This window comes from Amycolatopsis sp. NPDC033938 (genome assembly GCF_055575975.1).
Map to the genome: position 1 here is coordinate 1 of NZ_JBVIRO010000004.1, position 15,702 is coordinate 15,702.

Annotated in this window: 13 protein-coding genes and 2 pseudogenes; 14 read left to right on the forward strand and 1 reads right to left on the reverse strand. The window is 69.3% G+C overall.

Features of this window, described 5'->3' with window-relative positions:
- Nucleotides 1-67: 67 nt before the first annotated feature.
- Nucleotides 68-586, reverse strand: coding sequence for an inorganic diphosphatase (locus ACZ5ZX_RS12825; RefSeq protein WP_037318389.1), 519 nt, complete (start codon nucleotides 584-586; stop codon nucleotides 68-70).
- Nucleotides 587-752: 166 nt separating this feature from the next.
- Here ACZ5ZX_RS12825 and dacB point away from each other — a divergent pair, with 166 nt between their 5' ends.
- The 14 genes and pseudogenes from dacB to folK all read left to right on the forward strand — a co-directional run bounded on the left by dacB (nucleotide 753) and on the right by folK (nucleotide 15,506).
- Nucleotides 753-2,846: a D-alanyl-D-alanine carboxypeptidase/D-alanyl-D-alanine endopeptidase gene (gene dacB / locus ACZ5ZX_RS12830; RefSeq protein WP_465502178.1), complete on the forward strand. Its 2,094-nt coding sequence runs from the start codon at nucleotides 753-755 to the stop codon at nucleotides 2,844-2,846.
- A 104-nt stretch (nucleotides 2,847-2,950) separates the two neighbouring features.
- The gene (locus tag ACZ5ZX_RS12835; protein WP_465502718.1) at nucleotides 2,951-3,979 is read left to right on the forward strand and encodes a zinc-dependent metalloprotease; all 1,029 of its coding nucleotides are present in this window, start codon (nucleotides 2,951-2,953) and stop codon (nucleotides 3,977-3,979) included.
- Nucleotides 3,976-4,950, forward strand: coding sequence for a tRNA lysidine(34) synthetase TilS (gene tilS / locus ACZ5ZX_RS12840; RefSeq protein ID WP_465502179.1), 975 nt, complete (start codon nucleotides 3,976-3,978; stop codon nucleotides 4,948-4,950). The genes ACZ5ZX_RS12835 and tilS overlap by 4 nt, the downstream gene beginning before the upstream one ends.
- A 13-nt stretch (nucleotides 4,951-4,963) precedes the next feature.
- Nucleotides 4,964-5,527, forward strand: a complete 564-nt coding sequence (gene hpt / locus ACZ5ZX_RS12845; RefSeq protein WP_061985572.1) for a hypoxanthine phosphoribosyltransferase — start codon at nucleotides 4,964-4,966, stop codon at nucleotides 5,525-5,527.
- Between the two features lie 144 nt (nucleotides 5,528-5,671).
- Nucleotides 5,672-6,037 carry a hypothetical protein gene (locus ACZ5ZX_RS12850; RefSeq protein WP_465460127.1) on the forward strand — a complete coding sequence of 122 codons (366 nt, stop codon included), beginning with the start codon at nucleotides 5,672-5,674 and terminating at the stop codon, nucleotides 6,035-6,037.
- 17 nt (nucleotides 6,038-6,054) lie between these two features.
- A complete protein-coding gene (locus ACZ5ZX_RS12855) occupies nucleotides 6,055-7,428 on the forward strand; it encodes a WXG100 family type VII secretion target (protein ID WP_465502180.1) in 1,374 nt (457 codons plus the stop codon).
- Nucleotides 7,429-7,619: 191 nt separating this feature from the next.
- Nucleotides 7,620-8,414, forward strand: coding sequence for an ESX secretion-associated protein EspG (locus ACZ5ZX_RS12860; protein ID WP_465502181.1), 795 nt, complete (start codon nucleotides 7,620-7,622; stop codon nucleotides 8,412-8,414).
- A 387-nt stretch (nucleotides 8,415-8,801) separates the two neighbouring features.
- A complete protein-coding gene (locus ACZ5ZX_RS12865; RefSeq protein ID WP_465502182.1) occupies nucleotides 8,802-9,635 on the forward strand; it encodes an ESX secretion-associated protein EspG in 834 nt (277 codons plus the stop codon).
- A gap of 201 nt (nucleotides 9,636-9,836) precedes the next feature.
- Nucleotides 9,837-12,269 (forward strand): ATP-dependent zinc metalloprotease FtsH, encoded by a 2,433-nt coding sequence (gene ftsH, locus ACZ5ZX_RS12870; RefSeq protein ID WP_465502183.1) that lies wholly within the window; start codon nucleotides 9,837-9,839, stop codon nucleotides 12,267-12,269.
- Nucleotides 12,235-12,510 (forward strand): annotated as a pseudogene (locus ACZ5ZX_RS12875) (GTP cyclohydrolase I); the annotation flags it as partial. The gene ftsH and the pseudogene ACZ5ZX_RS12875, both read left to right, overlap by 35 nt.
- 972 nt (nucleotides 12,511-13,482) lie before the next feature.
- Nucleotides 13,483-13,827: pseudogene (folE, locus tag ACZ5ZX_RS12880) on the forward strand (GTP cyclohydrolase I); the annotation flags it as partial.
- Nucleotides 13,824-14,666 carry a dihydropteroate synthase gene (gene folP / locus ACZ5ZX_RS12885; RefSeq protein WP_465502184.1) on the forward strand — a complete coding sequence of 281 codons (843 nt, stop codon included), beginning with the start codon at nucleotides 13,824-13,826 and terminating at the stop codon, nucleotides 14,664-14,666. The pseudogene folE and the gene folP, both read left to right, overlap by 4 nt.
- Entirely contained in the window at nucleotides 14,659-15,018 is a 360-nt protein-coding gene (gene folB, locus ACZ5ZX_RS12890; protein ID WP_005168036.1) for a dihydroneopterin aldolase, read from the forward strand. Before folP ends, folB begins: the two co-directional genes overlap by 8 nt.
- On the forward strand, nucleotides 15,015-15,506 hold the full coding sequence (gene folK, locus ACZ5ZX_RS12895) for a 2-amino-4-hydroxy-6-hydroxymethyldihydropteridine diphosphokinase (RefSeq protein ID WP_125791200.1): 492 nt from the start codon (nucleotides 15,015-15,017) through the stop codon (nucleotides 15,504-15,506). Before folB ends, folK begins: the two co-directional genes overlap by 4 nt.
- Nucleotides 15,507-15,702 lie beyond the last annotated feature (196 nt).

The following is a 15,702-nucleotide window of genomic DNA, read 5'->3' on the forward strand; positions in this document are numbered from 1 at the left end:
AAGCGCGTGAAGGCCCCCTTCCCTCGGCTCAGCCGAGGGAAGGGGGCCTTCACGCGCTACGGGGACTCTAGTGAGCCGCGGGACCGTCGATGGCCTCCTTGGCCAGCCTGTCGGTCTCGCGCTCCAGCGAACGCTTGATCTCGGCCTCGGCGTCGGCACGCCCGACCCAGGACGAGCCTTCGACGCTCTTGCCCGGCTCCAGATCCTTGTACACCTCGAAGAAGTGCTGGATCTCGAGCTTGTGGAACTCGTTCAGGTGGTGGATGTCGCGCAGGTGCTCCAGGCGCGGGTCGTTCGTCGGGACCGCCAGGACCTTGTCGTCCGGGCCCTTCTCGTCGGTCATCCGGAACATGCCGATCGCGCGGCAGCGGATCAGGCAACCCGGGAAGGTCGGCTCCTGGACGAGCACCAGCACGTCGAGCGGATCGCCGTCCTGACCGAGGGTGTCGTCGATGAAGCCGTAGTCGGCGGGGTACTGGGTGGCGGTGAACAGCGTCCGGTCGAGTTTGATCCGACCGGTCTTGTGGTCCACCTCGTACTTGTTGCGCTCCCCCTTGGGGATTTCGATAGTGACGTCGAATTCCACGCCGGCCTCGCTGCTCTCGTCTTTGGTACGCCCCGCCGTCGCGACGGCTCACCGAAATCATGGTCTTGTCTTCACTAGTGTGGACCACGGGGGCTCGGACGGTCGCATCGATGTGGCCGTATGTGAGCTTGGCCCCTTCCCCGGGCGGTGGATGAAGGAGTGTTGAGTGCCGGAAAACGATGACCCCAGGTGGCCGTCGGACGACAAGGACACCTCATCCACCGAGCCCAAGGGCGCCGAAGGGAACGGCGAGTCCACCGTTTGGCTGCCCATGACGGGGCTGGCGAGCGGCAAGACCGAAGAGCTGTCCGTGCCGAAGGTCACACCCGAAAGTGGCTCCTGGTTCCAGCCCGTGGTCGAGGTCGAGGACGAACCGGACGTCCCCGAGACCCCCACCCCGCAGTGGTTCGCCTTCGCCCCGGTGACCCCGGTCGAGCCGAAGGAGCCCGAGGAGCCGAAGACGCTCTTCGTCAAACCTGTCCAGCAGCACGCGGAGGAACCGGACTGGGACCAGTTCGACCGGAACGCCCGCACTCCGTCGCGTGAGCCCGAGCCGAGGCCCGAGTCCCGTCAGGAACCCCAGCGCCAGGAGCCGCGTCTGCAGGAGCCCCCGGCGCCTCCGCGGCAAGAGCAGCCCCAGCGCCAAGAATCCCAGCGCCGTCCCGAGCAGAACCGGGTCGAGCCGCCGCGTCCGGCGCCGGTCCCGTCGGCGAGCATGCACGCGCGGCCGGTCCGTATCGAGCCGGCCGAAGACCGCTTCGACTCCGAAGCCACCGTCGGCATGAAGCAGCACGAACCGCCTTCGGAGACGCCCCCGGCCGCCGAGACCGAGACCGAGGCCGCACCCGCGCCGCAGCCGAAGAAGCGCAAGCGCAAGGTCCTCGTGATCACCACCGTGGTCGTCGTCCTGCTGCTCGCCGGGCTCGGCGGGGCCGCCGCGATGCCGAAGGTGTCGAACCGGCTCGGCCTGCCTTGGGCGCCGAACGCGCCGAAGGGCGACATCCCGAAGCCCGCCGGAGTCACCCGCGTCCTGCACGGTCCGGACGTCAACGGCTCCGGGCCCACGAAGGAAGGGCTCGCCGCCGCGCTCAAGGGCCCCGCCGGTTCCGCCGACCTCGGCACGCTCACCGGCACCGTCGTGGACGCGGCGACCGGTACCGTCCTCTGGGACAAGAACTCCGGCACCCCGCTGACCCCGGCCTCGACCACGAAGCTCCTCGTCGTGGCGGCCGCGCTGCTGTCACTCGATCATGGGACGCAGATCTCGACGAAGATCGTCCAGGGCGCGGATCCGGGCACGGCCATCCTCGTCGCGGGCGGCGACCCGACCCTGACCGCGCTCCCGCTGGGCACCGACTCGCCGCTGTACCCGGGCGCCGCCCACGTCGACGACCTCGTCGCCCAGGTCAAGAAGGCCTCCGGCGGCAAGATCTCCAAGGTTCAGCTCGACGCGAGCCTGTTCAAGGGGCCGGCGGCCGCGGTGGGCTGGGATCCCGAGGACACCGCCGCCGGGAACACCTACATGGCGCCGGTCGTCCCGGTGATGGCCGACGGCGGCCGCACCGACCCGAAGAACGACCACTCGCCCCGTGTCGCGAACCCGGCGATGGCGCTGACCCAGAAGATCGCCGGAAAGCTCGAAGCCCAAGCGGGCGGTACGGCGACGGCGCCGAAGGACGCGAAGGTGCTCGGCGAGGTCAAGTCGCAGCCGTTGACGGAGTTCGCCAACTCGCTGCTGCAGCTTTCGGACAACATGCTCGGCGACGCCCTCGCCCGCCAGGTCGCGCTGGCGAAGGGCAAAGAGCCGTCGTTCGCCGGTGGCGCGGCCGCGACGATGGACGTGCTGAAGCAGGCCGGTTTCGACCTCACCGGTGTCCAGCTCAACGACGGCAGCGGGCTGTCCGACCAGAACAAGATCCCGGCGAAGGTGCTCGGCGAGATCCTCACCGTCGCGGCGGCGCCGGACGGCCAGGATCCGAGGACGGCCAAACTGCGGCCGATGCTCGCCGGTCTCCCCGTCGCGGGTGGCAGCGGGACGCTGGAGAAGCGCTACGGCGATCCGGCGTCGGCGGCGGGCCGGGGCTGGGTGCGCGGCAAGACCGGGACGCTGTCCGGGGTGAACACCCTGGCAGGCGTGGTGCTCGACACCGACGGCCGGATGCTGGTGTTCGCGCTGATGTCGTCCGGTTCGGATCAGAACAAGGGCAGGGCCGCGCTCGACGTCGTCGCGGCGACACTGCACAAGTGCGGCTGCCGCTGAGCGCACGACCGGAACCGGAGCGTGAGGAAGTCGCGGCGGAATCCGGCCTTTCAGCGGGTAGCGTCATAAGAGTGACTGAGGAAACGCCGACCAAGACACGTTCGATGGTCGACTGGTCCCTGGCCGCCTCGACGGGCGCCCTCCTGGTGCGCGGCGGCCCGGTGGTCGATCGCGAAGAGGCCGAAGCGGCCGTCGCCGATCTGCGCGAGCTGACCAGCGAGGCGGAAGGACACGTCCGTGAGCTGACCGGGCTCGGCCTCGACCTGCCGCTGCTGCCCGCCGAGGTGGTCGACAGGCCCGGCTGGGTCCGTTCGGCCGCGTCGGGGCTCGACGCGCTCACCGGCCGCGCGCTGCCTCAGGCGCAGGGCGGGCCGCTCGGTCCCGTGCTGGCCTCCGGCGCCGGGGTCCAGACCGGTCTGGTGCTCGCGTTCCTCGCTTCCCGCGTACTCGGCCAGTACGACCCGTTCGGCGGGCCGGAACGCCGTGGCCAGCTGGTGCTCGTCGCGCCGAACATCGTCGCCGCCCAGCGCGCGATGGACGTGCCGGGGCACGACTTCCGGCTGTGGGTCTGCCTGCACGAATGCACCCACCGGCTGCAGTTCACCGCGGTCACCTGGCTGCGCGACTACTTCGCCGACGAGGTCGAGCGCCTGATCGGCGGCCTCGCCGGCCGCGACGCGGACGGACTGAGCGACCTGGTCGGACGGCTGCCGGACACCATCAAGCAGATCGGCAAGGGCAAGACGGGCGGCGCCGGTCTCGCCGAACTGCTGCAGTCTCCCGGCGAACGCGCGGTGTTCGACCGGCTGCTCGCCCTCTCCACCCTGCTGGAGGGACACGCCGACTTCGTGATGGACGCCGTCGGGCCGCAGGTCGTGCCCAGCGTCGAGCTGATCCGGTCGCGGTTCACCGCGCGGCGCAAGGGCGGCGGGCTGATCGATCGCGTGCTGCGCAGCTTGCTCGGGGTCGACGCGAAGATGCGTCAGTACGAACAGGGCGCGAAGTTCACCAAGCACGTCGTCGACGCCGTCGGCATGGACGGTTTCAACGCGGTGTGGACGTCGCCGAACACGCTGCCGACCAGGGCCGAGATCACCGATCCGGCGGCCTGGGTACGGCGTCTGCACGGGTGAGCGGACCGGATCCGGCGGTCGCGGCCGTCCGGACGGCCGTGCGGGACTTCCTCGCGTCGGCCGACGTCGATGACGAGGTGTGCGTCGCCGTGTCGGGAGGGGCGGATTCGCTGGCGCTCGCCGAAGCGGCCGCGTTCACGGGCTCCCGAGCCGGGCTGAAGGTGCGGGCGCTCGTCGTCGACCACGGCCTCCAGGACGGCTCCGCCGAAACCGCGGCGAAGGCGGCGAGCACAGCCCGGGAACTGGGCGCCCACACCGCGGAAGTGCTGAAGGTGCGGGTCGAAGGCGCGGGCGGTCCGGAAGCGGCGGCCCGCCGGGCCCGCTACCGCGCGCTGCGTTCGGCGCTGCCGGAAGGACACGGCCTCGTCCTCCTCGGCCACACCCTCGACGACCAGGCCGAAACCGTGCTGCTCGGCCTCGGCCGGGGTTCGGGACCGCGGTCGCTGGCCGGGATGCGGCCGCACGACCCGCCCTGGGGACGGCCGCTGCTCGGCGTCACCCGCGCCATCACCCGGCAGGCGTGCCGCGCGCTCGGCGTCGACCCCTGGCAGGACCCGCACAACCAGGACCCGCGGTTCACCCGTGTCCGGTTGCGAACGGAAGTACTCCCCCTTCTGGAGGAGGTGCTTTCCGGCGGAGTCGCGGCCTCTCTGGCCCGCACGGCGGCGCAACTGCGCGAGGACACCGAGGCGTTGGACACACTCGCCGGAGACGTCTACCTGCGTGCCTTCACCGAGGACGGGCTCGACGTCGCCGTGCTCGCCACCGAGCCGCCCGCGCTGCGACGGCGGGTCCTCCGCAGGTGGCTGCTGGACTCCGGCGTCCGCGAACTCACCGACGCCCACCTGCGTTCGGTCGACGCGCTGGTGGGGAACTGGCGGGGTCAGGGCGGAGTCTGGCTACCCGGCGACTTGGTGGCCGGGCGGGCGCATGGCAGGCTCTCGGTGTCAGTACCCCATTCCACCACCTAGAGGGGAACCTCCCGTGTACGAAGGCGAGATCGCCTCCGTGCTCGTCACCGAGCAGCAGATCAACGACAAGATCGCCGAGCTGGCCGCGCAGGTCGCCGCGGACTATCCGGCCGACGGACCCGGCGCCGGGCAGGGAGACCTCCTGCTCGTCGGGGTGCTCAAGGGCGCGGTGATGTTCATGACCGACTTCGCCAGGGCACTCCCTCTTCCCTCCCAGCTCGAATTCATGGCGGTCTCCTCCTACGGCTCGGCGACCTCGTCGTCGGGCGTGGTGCGGATCCTCAAGGACCTCGATCGCGACATCGCCGGCCGTGACGTGCTCATCGTCGAGGACATCGTCGACTCCGGGCTCACGCTGTCCTGGCTCCTCAAGAACCTCGCCAGCCGCAACCCGGCCTCGCTCGAGGTCGTCTCGCTCCTGCGCAAGCCGGAGGCGGTCAAGGTCGACGTACCGGTCAAGTACATCGGGTTCGACATCCCCAACGAATTCGTAGTCGGATACGGCCTGGACTACGCGGAGCGTTACCGGGACCTGCCCTACATCGGCACCCTGGATCCGCACGTCTACACCTCGTGAGAACCGCTTGCCCGCCGCCGCGGAAATGCGGAACCCTGAGCACCGAGAACGCGTCATAGGCAGCGTTCGAGTGCGTTAACCTATGCGAAGACCAATGCCGACGCAGCCGTGTGGCCTGGCCCGGGGGAAACGGAGAGAGCTCAGATGGGGAACAGCAGCTTGGCGGACGCGAACGCGTTCAAGAACGCCGCGGCCCAGGGTCAGGTCGGGATCGACCCGGACGCGGCCCAGACCGTCCTGAACAAGATCCGTACCGGCAAGGACGCCATCGAGGCACTGCTCAACCGGTCGGGGGATCTGGGGCAGGCGCCGAAACTGGGCGACAACCCGGTCGGTCACGCCATCGCCGCGAAGGTCGCGAACCGCGCCGACGGCGGAGGCGACTCGTACGCCGCCGCACTCCAGAACCTGTACCAGCAGTACGAGGCCGCCGAGTCCGGCATCGTGACCGCGATGGCGCGCTATCACGAGATCGACCAGGACGCGGCGCGGCCGTTCCGTAACGTCTGAGGGGGAGTCAGAAAGCCATGCCACCGAAGCACAGCGCCGACTCTTACGGCGAGAGCAGCACCACCCCTGTCCAGCTCGGCGACAGTGGGCAGTCCGAGGGCATCGTCTCGTCCGCCCGCGGCCGTTCGGACGGCTTCGAGATCGGCGCCGACCGCGCCATCACGAACCCGCCGAACTGGGAGAACGCCCCGACCAGCCAGGACCTGTGGAACCAGGCCAACATCGGCAACGACCCCAGCACGGCGACCGCGCTCAGCCAGACGTGGAGCTCGCACGGCGGCCAGCTGAGCCAGGCGTCGAACGACCTCTACAACGCGATCTCCGAACTGGGCGCCGCCTGGATCGGCCAGGGCGCGGCGAGTGCGCAGGGCGCACTGGTCGCCATCGCGAACTCGGGCTCGCAGGCCTCCGAAGCCGCGGTCACGATGTCGGACAGGCTGCAGAAGCAGGCCGACGCCGCGACCAAGGTCAAGCTGATGCCGAAGCCCACCGACTACAGCCCGGAGAAGGCGATGGGCCAGGCCCTCGCCGCGGGCCCGCTCGGCATGGTCACCGACCAGAAGCCCCTCGCCGACCAGGACAAGGAAGTGCGGGCGGAGCAGGCCAGGTTCCTCGAGGCCTACACCAAGGAGATGAGCGAGGTCGACAGCTCGACCCCGAGCTTCGGCCCCGAATCCCTCGGCATGAAGCCGACGGCCACGCACAACAGCGCCTCGTTCAGCGGCGTCGGCAACGTGGGCGGCGGCGGCCTCAACCCCGGCGCCGTCTCCGGCACCCCCGTCCTGGCCGGCACGCACGGCTACGGCGGCGTGCAGGGCGCCCAGCACGCCGCGGCCGTCCACGGCGGCCCGGACTCCGGCGTGTTCTCGCAGGCCGGTTACACCCCCGCCGCGCCCGCTCCGGGCGTCGCGGCAGGCCCTGGTGTCGGTGCCGGTGTCGCCTCCGGTGCCGGTGTCCCGATGAGCTCGCCCGCCCCGTCGGCGGGTGGCGGCAACGGGCTCGGCCAGGCACTCACCGCGGCAGCGCTCGGCGGCGGCCTCGGCTACGCCGGTGCGAAGGCGCTCGGGCAGGGCAACAAGTCCGGCGCCAAGGAAACCGACGGCACCGACGCCGCGGCGACCGACAACGCTCCCGCGCAGAGCGCCGCGTCCCAGGCCGTGCCGCAGCAGGGCATCGTGTCCTCCAGCGGCACCATCGGCGGTGGCGCCACCCCGCCGATGCAGGGCATGGGCGGCATGGGCATGGGCGCCCCCGGCGCGCAGGCCGAGCAGGAAGAGGAGCACACGCACGCGTCGTTCCTCATCGAGCCCGACCCGGACGACGCTTTCGGCGCCAACGAGGCGACCCCGCCGCCGGTCATCGGTGCCTGGACCGAAGACGACGATCGCTAGAGCGGTTTACACCGGGCGCGCGGCCGAACCGGCCGCGCGCCCGGTGAGCCCGCCCCGGCCGAAGGCCCCGCTATCGCGGTGGCAGGACGCCCTGACCCGCCATCGAGACGTGGAAGACCAGGCAGCGTCCTGCCGACGTCGATCGCGGACGCGGGTTCACCAACAGATACTGACCTGTATGGGGGCGTTTCATGGCGAACGGTGAACTGCTCGCGGGAGTCGAAATGGACTTCCTGTGGGAGAGCGCGAACGCCGGCGAGCTGCCGTACCCGCTGCGGCTCCGCTCGCACGGGGCGACCGTCGACGAGCGCGGCGCCCTGCGGCAGCAGGTACTCCAGTCCCTGAACCAGCGCCGTCTCGCCGACGAGCGCGGGCGTCCCGAACCCCATGTCGAAGACTTCTTCGGCGTCCTCGCGAGGCCGGACCTGAGCCTGGACTGTGTCCAGCTCAACAACCCCAACACCGAACCGCTGCTCGCGGTCGCGTCGATGCTCGGCGGCCAGGGCCTGCTGACGGTCCAGGACGCGCGCGGTTTCCACTTCCACCCCATCGCCCCGGACGGCCTCGCGAGCGCGATCGTCTCCCTCCTGCCGCCGGGCTCGCGCGGCACGGAAAAGTCGATCACCCTGCCGCTGGACGGACTCGTCGGCGCGTCGGGAGCGGACTTCCTCCAGCGGCGCCAACCGCAGGTCGACGGCCGGGTCACCTCCGACGAGGACCGCAAGGCCCTGTCGCGGCTCCAGGCCCAGCCGAGGTTGCGCGGCGGCCAGTTCGGTGCCAACGCGCGCAGCCGTCACGGCACGCGGAGCCGGTCCGCCGTGCTGAGCTGGTTCGACACCCAGTCGGGCCGGTACTTCACCCAGGCCACCCGCGGCTCCGATGGCCGGGACTGGATCACCGTCGCGCCCGCGGACCCGGCGACCCTGCGGCACCGGCTCACGGAAATGCTGGGAAAGATCGCTTCCGAAGCTTCTGTCGCGCTTTAAGTGAGGGACGTCGTGATGGTGGGCGGAGCGAAGGCGTCACTCGCGTGCTCGGACGCCGCACTCGGTGTTCCGGCTTCAAGCACGTGAGTGCGGTGCCACGTCACCCAGACCGCCGTCTCGTCCGAATCCGCCACCTTTGGCTTACCGCTCTGTAAGTACCTCTCGCGTGCCATGAAAGGTCCTTTCCTTGCAAAATTTGCAAGGAAAGGACCTTTCATGGCACGCGGCGGGCATCCGGCGGGCAACCCCAGTGCCCTTTCGCCCATCCGCCCACCGCCTGTCGTACCCCTTCGCTATCGTGAACCTTCGGGGCCGCCCTGACGCACAGCGACCAGCCGCGCACAAGGCCCCGCAGCAAGAGCCAAGGTGCCGGGAGGGCACGGAGCAATGCATCAGGAACACTTCACGCCGATGGCGTTCGACTTCCTCTGGGAGTCCGCCGAACTCGGCGACCTGCCGTATCCGCTGCGGAACCGCTCGCACGGCGCGACCGAGGCCGAGCGCCGGGCGCTGCGCAACCGCACCGACGTCGAGCTCAAGGCCCGCGGCATCCGCGACAGCCGGGGACGGCTGGATCCGAAGATCGAGGACTGGCTGTACCTCCTCGCCCGCGGCTCGCTGACCATCGACGCGCTGCACATCCCCGAGTTCCAGGCCCCGACGGTCGCCGTGCTCGGCGCCACCGACGGCCGCGACGGCGTACTCGCGATCCAGGACCAGACCGGGATCTGGCTGCGCGAGGCCCCGGCCGACGGACTGCCGACAGCGGTCGTCGACCTGCTGCCGCCCGGGCAGCGGGGCTCGGAGGCGTCCGTCACGCTGCCGATCGACGACGCCCGCCGCACCCCGCCGATCCGCGCCGCCGTCAACCCGACGAAGCAGACCGACGAGCCCGAAGCGGCGAAGGCCCGTCGCAAGGAGAAGCCGCGCGTCTCACTCAGTGAACGCATCGCCGCGGACCCACGCGAGGCGTTCGGCAAGCTCACCGGCCAGCCGCGGCTGCGCGGCGGTCAGCTGGCGGCGAACAGCCGGTCCCACGTGGGCGCCAAACAGCGGTCCCGCGTCCTCGGCTGGTTCGACACGGTCAGCGGCCGATACCTCAGCACGTCACAGGCCGGTCCCGACGGCCGCGAATGGGTCACCGTCTCACCCGCCGACGTCAAGGCACTGCGGACGAGGTTGGGCGAAATGGTCGCCGGTGTGGCGGTCGACACACGTTAGGGTGACCGGCGCATCCCCCACCCGGGAACCCTCGCGAGGGGTCCGCCGTTTACCTCCGAGAGGCTCACCACCCTCGTCCGTCCAGGCGGGCGGTATCCTGAGGGGCGGGTGTCGGAGCACCATGGGTCGTCAAGATCACGATGGCGGGTATCACAGCAGCCGCCCAACCAGGAAGGGTCGAGGCCACCAGGGCCGAGTCGTATGAACCGGAAGAGCGTGCTCAAGAACCCAGTGCTCTGGATTCTCGCGGCGGTACTGGCGTTTCTCGCGTACAACACGATCTTCGACAGTGATCGTGGCTATACCCAGGTGCCCATCTCGGTCGCGAACCAGCAGATCACCGCGAACAACGTCAAGGAAGCCTCGCAAGAGGACAAGGAACAGCAGGTCAAGCTGCTCCTGAACAAGAAGATCGAGGTCGACGGCCAGCAGGTCGACCAGATCATCGCCCAATATCCGGCGAACGTCGCGGGCACCGTCTACAACCAGCTGATCGCCCTCAAGAGCGGCGACAACCCGGTCAAGTTCACCACCAAGGTCACCCAGCAGAACGTCCTCACCCAGATCCTGATCTTCGCCATCCCCTTGGCGCTGGTGCTGGGCCTGCTGATGTGGATGATGAACAACGCGCAGGGCGGCGGGAACCGCGTCCTCAACTTCGGCAAGTCGAAGGCCAAACAGCTCAACAAGGACATGCCCAAGACGACCTTCGGGGACGTCGCGGGCGCCGACGAGGCCGTCGAAGAGCTGTACGAGATCAAGGACTTCCTGCAGAACCCGGCGCGCTATCAGGCACTCGGCGCGAAGATCCCCAAGGGCGTCCTGCTCTACGGGCCGCCCGGTACCGGTAAGACGCTGCTCGCCCGAGCCGTCGCCGGCGAGGCGGGCGTGCCGTTCTACACGATCTCCGGTTCCGACTTCGTCGAGATGTTCGTCGGTGTCGGCGCCTCGCGAGTCCGCGACCTGTTCGAGCAGGCCAAGCAGAACGCGCCCTGCATCATCTTCGTCGACGAGATCGACGCGGTCGGCCGCCAGCGCGGCGCCGGCCTCGGCGGCGGCCACGACGAGCGCGAGCAGACGCTGAACCAGCTCCTCGTCGAGATGGACGGCTTCGACGCGCGCGGCGGCATCATCCTGATCGCCGCGACCAACCGTCCCGACATCCTCGACCCGGCGCTGCTGCGCCCCGGCCGGTTCGACCGCCAGATCCCGGTGTCCGCACCGGACATGCGCGGCCGTAAGGCGATCCTCGAGGTGCACGCCAAGGGCAAGCCGATCGCGCAGGGCACCGACCTCAGCGGGCTCGCGAAGCGGACCGTCGGCATGTCCGGTGCCGACCTCGCGAACGTGCTCAACGAGGCCGCGCTGCTCACCGCCCGCGAGAACGGGCACGTGATCACCGACGCCGCGCTGGAGGAATCCGTCGACCGCGTCGTCGGCGGCCCCGCCCGCAAGAGCCGGATCATCTCCGAGAAGGAGAAGAAGATCACGGCCTACCACGAGGGCGGCCACGCGCTCGCCGCGTGGGCGATGCCGGACATCGAACCGGTCTACAAGCTGACGATCCTCCCGCGCGGGCGCACCGGCGGTCACGCCCTGCTCGTCCCGGAGGACGACAAGGAGTTGATGACCCGCTCGGAGATGATCGGGCGCCTGGTCTTCGCGATGGGCGGCCGGACCGCGGAGGAGCTCGTCTTCCACGAGCCCACCACCGGTGCCTCCTCCGACATCGAGCAGGCGACCAAGATCGCCCGCGCGATGGTCACCGAATACGGCATGAGCGCCCGCCTCGGCGCGGTCAAATACGGCCAGGAGCAGGGGGACCCGTTCCTCGGCCGCTCGGCGGGCCGCCAGGCGGACTACTCGCTCGAGGTCGCGCACGAGATCGACGAGGAGGTGCGCAAGCTCATCGAGACCGCGCACACCGAGGCGTGGCACGTGCTGAGCACCTACCGCGACGTGCTGGACGAGCTGGTCATCGAGCTCCTCGAAAAGGAGACGCTGACCCGCAAGGACCTCGAACGGATCTTCGCGACCGTCGAGAAGCGCCCGCACATCACCATCTTCAACGAGTTCGGCGAGCGGAAGCCGTCGGACAAGCCGCCGATCAAGACCCCCGGCGAGCTGGCGATGGAACGCGGCGAGCCGTGGCCGCCGCCGGAGGAGAAGAAGGAGCAGCCGGTGCTGCAGCCGGCGCCGACCCCGGTCGGCACCGCGCAGGGCGGCGGCGACCTCCCCGGTGGTCCGCCGTACGGCGCCCCGGTGCCGCCGCCGGACCCGAACGCCAACCCCTACGCTCCGCCGCAGCCGGGCGCGCACCCCAACGGTGGCCGCCCGAACGGTGGGCCGAACGGCACCGGCCACTGGCCGCAGGCATATGGTGGTCAGCAGCCGGGCGGTCCGGCAGGTGGTTACCAGGGTGGGCCCGTCGGCGGCCCGCCGAACTACGGGGCTCCTCCCGGATGGACCCCGGCGACCCAGCCGGGCGGCCAGCCGAACCAGCCCTGGCGTCCCGCCGAAGACCGCCCGCGTGACGGCTGGTTCGCGGACCAGCCCGGCCAGCCCGGCGGTCAGCAGCAGGACGAAGGACAACAACGGCGTGAATCCGACGGACAGGACGACACCAAGCGGTAACGGCGCGAGCCCGGTCTTCGACCAGGACCGGGCCGAGAAAGCCGTACGCGAACTCCTGCTCGCCTGTGGTGAGGACCCGGACCGGGACGGTCTCCTTGAGACCCCGGCCCGGGTCGCTCGCGCTTACCGGGAAATGTTCGCCGGGCTCTACACCGAACCGGACCACGTCCTGGACCGCACGTTCGACGAGGCACACGAAGAACTCGTCCTCGTGACGGACATCCCGATGTTTTCGACCTGTGTGCCCAGCAAGCAGACGGTGAACGCGGTCGGTGGCCGAAAACAAGCGGCCGAGGTCGAGGTCGGTGACAAGCTGTGGACTCTCGCAGGCGGCAAAGTGGAAGAGACCACGGTCACCGAGATCAGCTCGCATCAGACTCGCGATCTGGTCGAAGTCACCACCGAGGGCGGAAGTTTCAAGGTCACGCCCGACCATCCACTGGCGACGCCCAAAGGCTGGATGGAAGCCAAGGACGTCGAGGGCTCGTTCATCGAGTGGACGCACGCACGCAAGCTGTGCCGGGATCGGTGGAAGCCGGAGTTCGGGTACGACTTCGGCTATGTGATCGGCGCGACCTGTTCGGACGGAACGGTTTCCGAGCGTTACGTGTCTCTTGTGGTGAACGACCGCGACTTCGCGAAGAAATACGCAGAGTCGCTCTATCGTGCCTTCGGGATCGAGGCGAAGCTCGAGCCGGTGTCTCGGCCGTCTGGCTATCTTGCGCGTGAGGTGCCGGGATTCCGGGTACGAGTGGTCTCGTCGTACCTCGCCGATCTGATGCGGCAGTACGTCGGTGGGGACGCACACCACCAACGGCAACGGTTCCCGATGGTCGTCCTCAACGACCGGAGCACTTTCAACGGCTTTCTCGATGGCTACGTCGATGGGGACGGCTTCCGCAACAAGAACAGTGCGGGCAGCACCATTGTCAGCGCGAACGTGCCTTTCCTGGAGGACTTGGCCACGGTCATCGGTGCTCGTTTTACTCCTAGAACCAGTGGAGTCGCTTCACATCTCTACGTCGCCGACAGCTGGTTCCGGCGGCATGGTTTCCCTCAGGATGACTACACGACCGATCTGATCGAGTCGGAGTACGTCGAGGTCGAGTCCGTCCGACCAGTGAAGGCCACGGGAACCAAGCCCTACACGGTGTACAGCTTCAAATGCGAACCACATCCGACCTTCCTGATCGCCGGTCACCTGACGCACAACTGTGAACATCATTTAGTGCCCTTCCACGGTGTCGCCCATGTCGGCTACATCCCGAACGGCCACGGCAAGGTCACCGGCCTGTCCAAACTGGCCCGTCTCGTCGACCTCTACGCCAAGCGCCCCCAGGTTCAGGAGCGTCTCACCTCCCAGGTCGCCGACGCGCTCATGCGCAAACTCAATCCGCGCGGCGCGATCGTCGTGGTCGAGGCCGAGCATCTCTGCATGGCCATGCGCGGCATCCGCAAACCCGGCGCCAGGACGACGACGTCGGCCGTGCGCGGGCTGCTGCAGACTTCGGCGTCCTCGCGGGCGGAGGCGCTGGACCTGATCAAGGGCCGTCGATGACCGCCCTGCCGCGGCCCGGCCGGTGCGCGGTGATGGGCATTCTGAACGTCACCCCCGATTCCTTTTCGGACGGTGGCCGCTACCTCGGCGTCGAGCAGGCGTTGGAGCACGCGCACGAGATGTGGGCGCGCGGGGCGGATCTGATCGACGTCGGCGGGGAGTCGACGCGGCCGGGTGCGTCCAGGGTGGACGCCGACACCGAGATCTCCCGGATCATGCCGGTGATCCGTGCGCTCGCCGCCGACGGTGTCGCGATGTCAGTGGACACCACCCGCGCCGAGGTCGCGGCCGCCGCGATCGAGGCGGGGGCATCGGTGATCAACGATGTTTCGGGTGGGTTGGCCGATCCGAACATGGCCAAGGTCGCCGCGGAGACCGGTGTCCCGTGGGTGCTGATGCACTGGCGTGGGCACAGTAAGGACATGAACGCGCTGGCGTCCTATGAGGACGTTGTCGGGGACGTTCGCACCGAACTGCTGTCCCGAGTGGACGAAGCGGTCGCCGCCGGGGTCGACCCGGGTGCGCTCGTGCTCGACCCTGGGCTCGGGTTCGCGAAGAACGCCGAACATGACTGGGCGCTGTTGAACGGCCTGGATTCCTTTCTGTCCTTGGGTTTTCCGGTGCTCGTCGGTGCTTCGCGCAAACGGTTCCTCGGTCGCCTTTTGTCCGGAAAGGACGGAAAACCCGCTCCGCCGGACGGCCGGGAGGATGCCACCGCCGCCGTCTCCGCACTGGCCGCGTCGGCGGGCGCGTGGGGTGTCCGGGTGCATGAGGTCGGCGCGAGTCTGGACGCCGTGACCGTCGCGGCCGCTTGGCGTAAGGGGAGTCCCGATGTCTGATCGCATCACGCTGACCGGTCTGCGGGTCTTCGGCAGGCACGGGGTCTTCGATCACGAGAAGCGTGACGGGCAGGAGTTCGTCGTCGATATCGTCGCGTGGCTGGACCTCGGCCCGGCCGCCGCGTCCGACGACCTGACCAAGACCCTGCATTACGGCGAGCTCGCCGAACTCGCGGCCGGGATCGTGGCCGGTGAGCCGTACGACCTCATCGAGAGTGTCGCCGGGAAGATCGCCGACGAGGTCCTGCGTGACGAGCGATTGACCGCCGTCGAGGTGACGGTGCACAAGCCGTCCGCGCCGATTCCGCTGAACTTCGACGACGTCGCCGTCACGGTGCGGCGCGAGCGATGAGCCGCGCTCTGCTTTCGCTCGGGTCGAATCTGGGGGATCGGCTCGCGTTCCTTCAGTCGGCGGTCGACGCTGTCCGGCCCGCGGTCGTCGCGGTGTCGTCGGTCTACGAGACGAAGGCGTGGGGTGTCGAGGACCAGCCCGACTTCCTCAACGCCGTCGTCCTGGTCGACGACCCGGCGCGTGATCACTGGGACTGGCTGCGCACCGGACAGGCCGCCGAGCAGGCGGCGGAGCGCGTGCGCGAACTCCGCTGGGGTCCGCGCACGCTGGACGTCGACATCGTGACCGTGGACGGGGTGCGTTCCGACGATCCCCAGCTGTTGCTTCCGCATCCCGGCACGCCGGAGCGCGCGAGTGTGCTGATCCCGTGGTTGGAGATCGAGCCAGGCGCGGTGCTCCCCGGCCACGGTCCCGTCGCCGACCTCCTCGCGGCCCGTCCCGCTTCGGATCGCGACTCTGTCCGGCTGACCTCGCTCACCCTCGCCTGAGGTGACCGGATCTCTTAGGTACCTACGAAGCAAAGTCGAGGCAGGGCGGGCCTGCTTCTGGATGCCGGCCGGGCATCAGTGTCCACAAGGGACACCTTCTGTCGGCCTCGTGTCTGATTGATGACGCTATGTGCGGTTCCGCAGGGGGTCGTGAGTGGCAAATAGGGTTAGAACCCTCATTGCCACTCACGACCCC

Coding starts and splice junctions, on each gene's coding strand:
- ftsH (WP_465502183.1), top strand. CDS start 9,837: ATGAACCGGAAGAGCGTGCTCAAGAACCCAGTGCTCTGGATTCTCGCG.
- ACZ5ZX_RS12835 (WP_465502718.1), top strand. CDS start 2,951: ATGGTCGACTGGTCCCTGGCCGCCTCGACGGGCGCCCTCCTGGTGCGC.
- folK (WP_125791200.1), top strand. CDS start 15,015: ATGAGCCGCGCTCTGCTTTCGCTCGGGTCGAATCTGGGGGATCGGCTC.
- folB (WP_005168036.1), top strand. CDS start 14,659: ATGTCTGATCGCATCACGCTGACCGGTCTGCGGGTCTTCGGCAGGCAC.
- ACZ5ZX_RS12855 (WP_465502180.1), top strand. CDS start 6,055: ATGCCACCGAAGCACAGCGCCGACTCTTACGGCGAGAGCAGCACCACC.
- folP (WP_465502184.1), top strand. CDS start 13,824: ATGACCGCCCTGCCGCGGCCCGGCCGGTGCGCGGTGATGGGCATTCTG.
- ACZ5ZX_RS12850 (WP_465460127.1), top strand. CDS start 5,672: ATGGGGAACAGCAGCTTGGCGGACGCGAACGCGTTCAAGAACGCCGCG.
- ACZ5ZX_RS12865 (WP_465502182.1), top strand. CDS start 8,802: ATGCATCAGGAACACTTCACGCCGATGGCGTTCGACTTCCTCTGGGAG.
- ACZ5ZX_RS12860 (WP_465502181.1), top strand. CDS start 7,620: ATGGCGAACGGTGAACTGCTCGCGGGAGTCGAAATGGACTTCCTGTGG.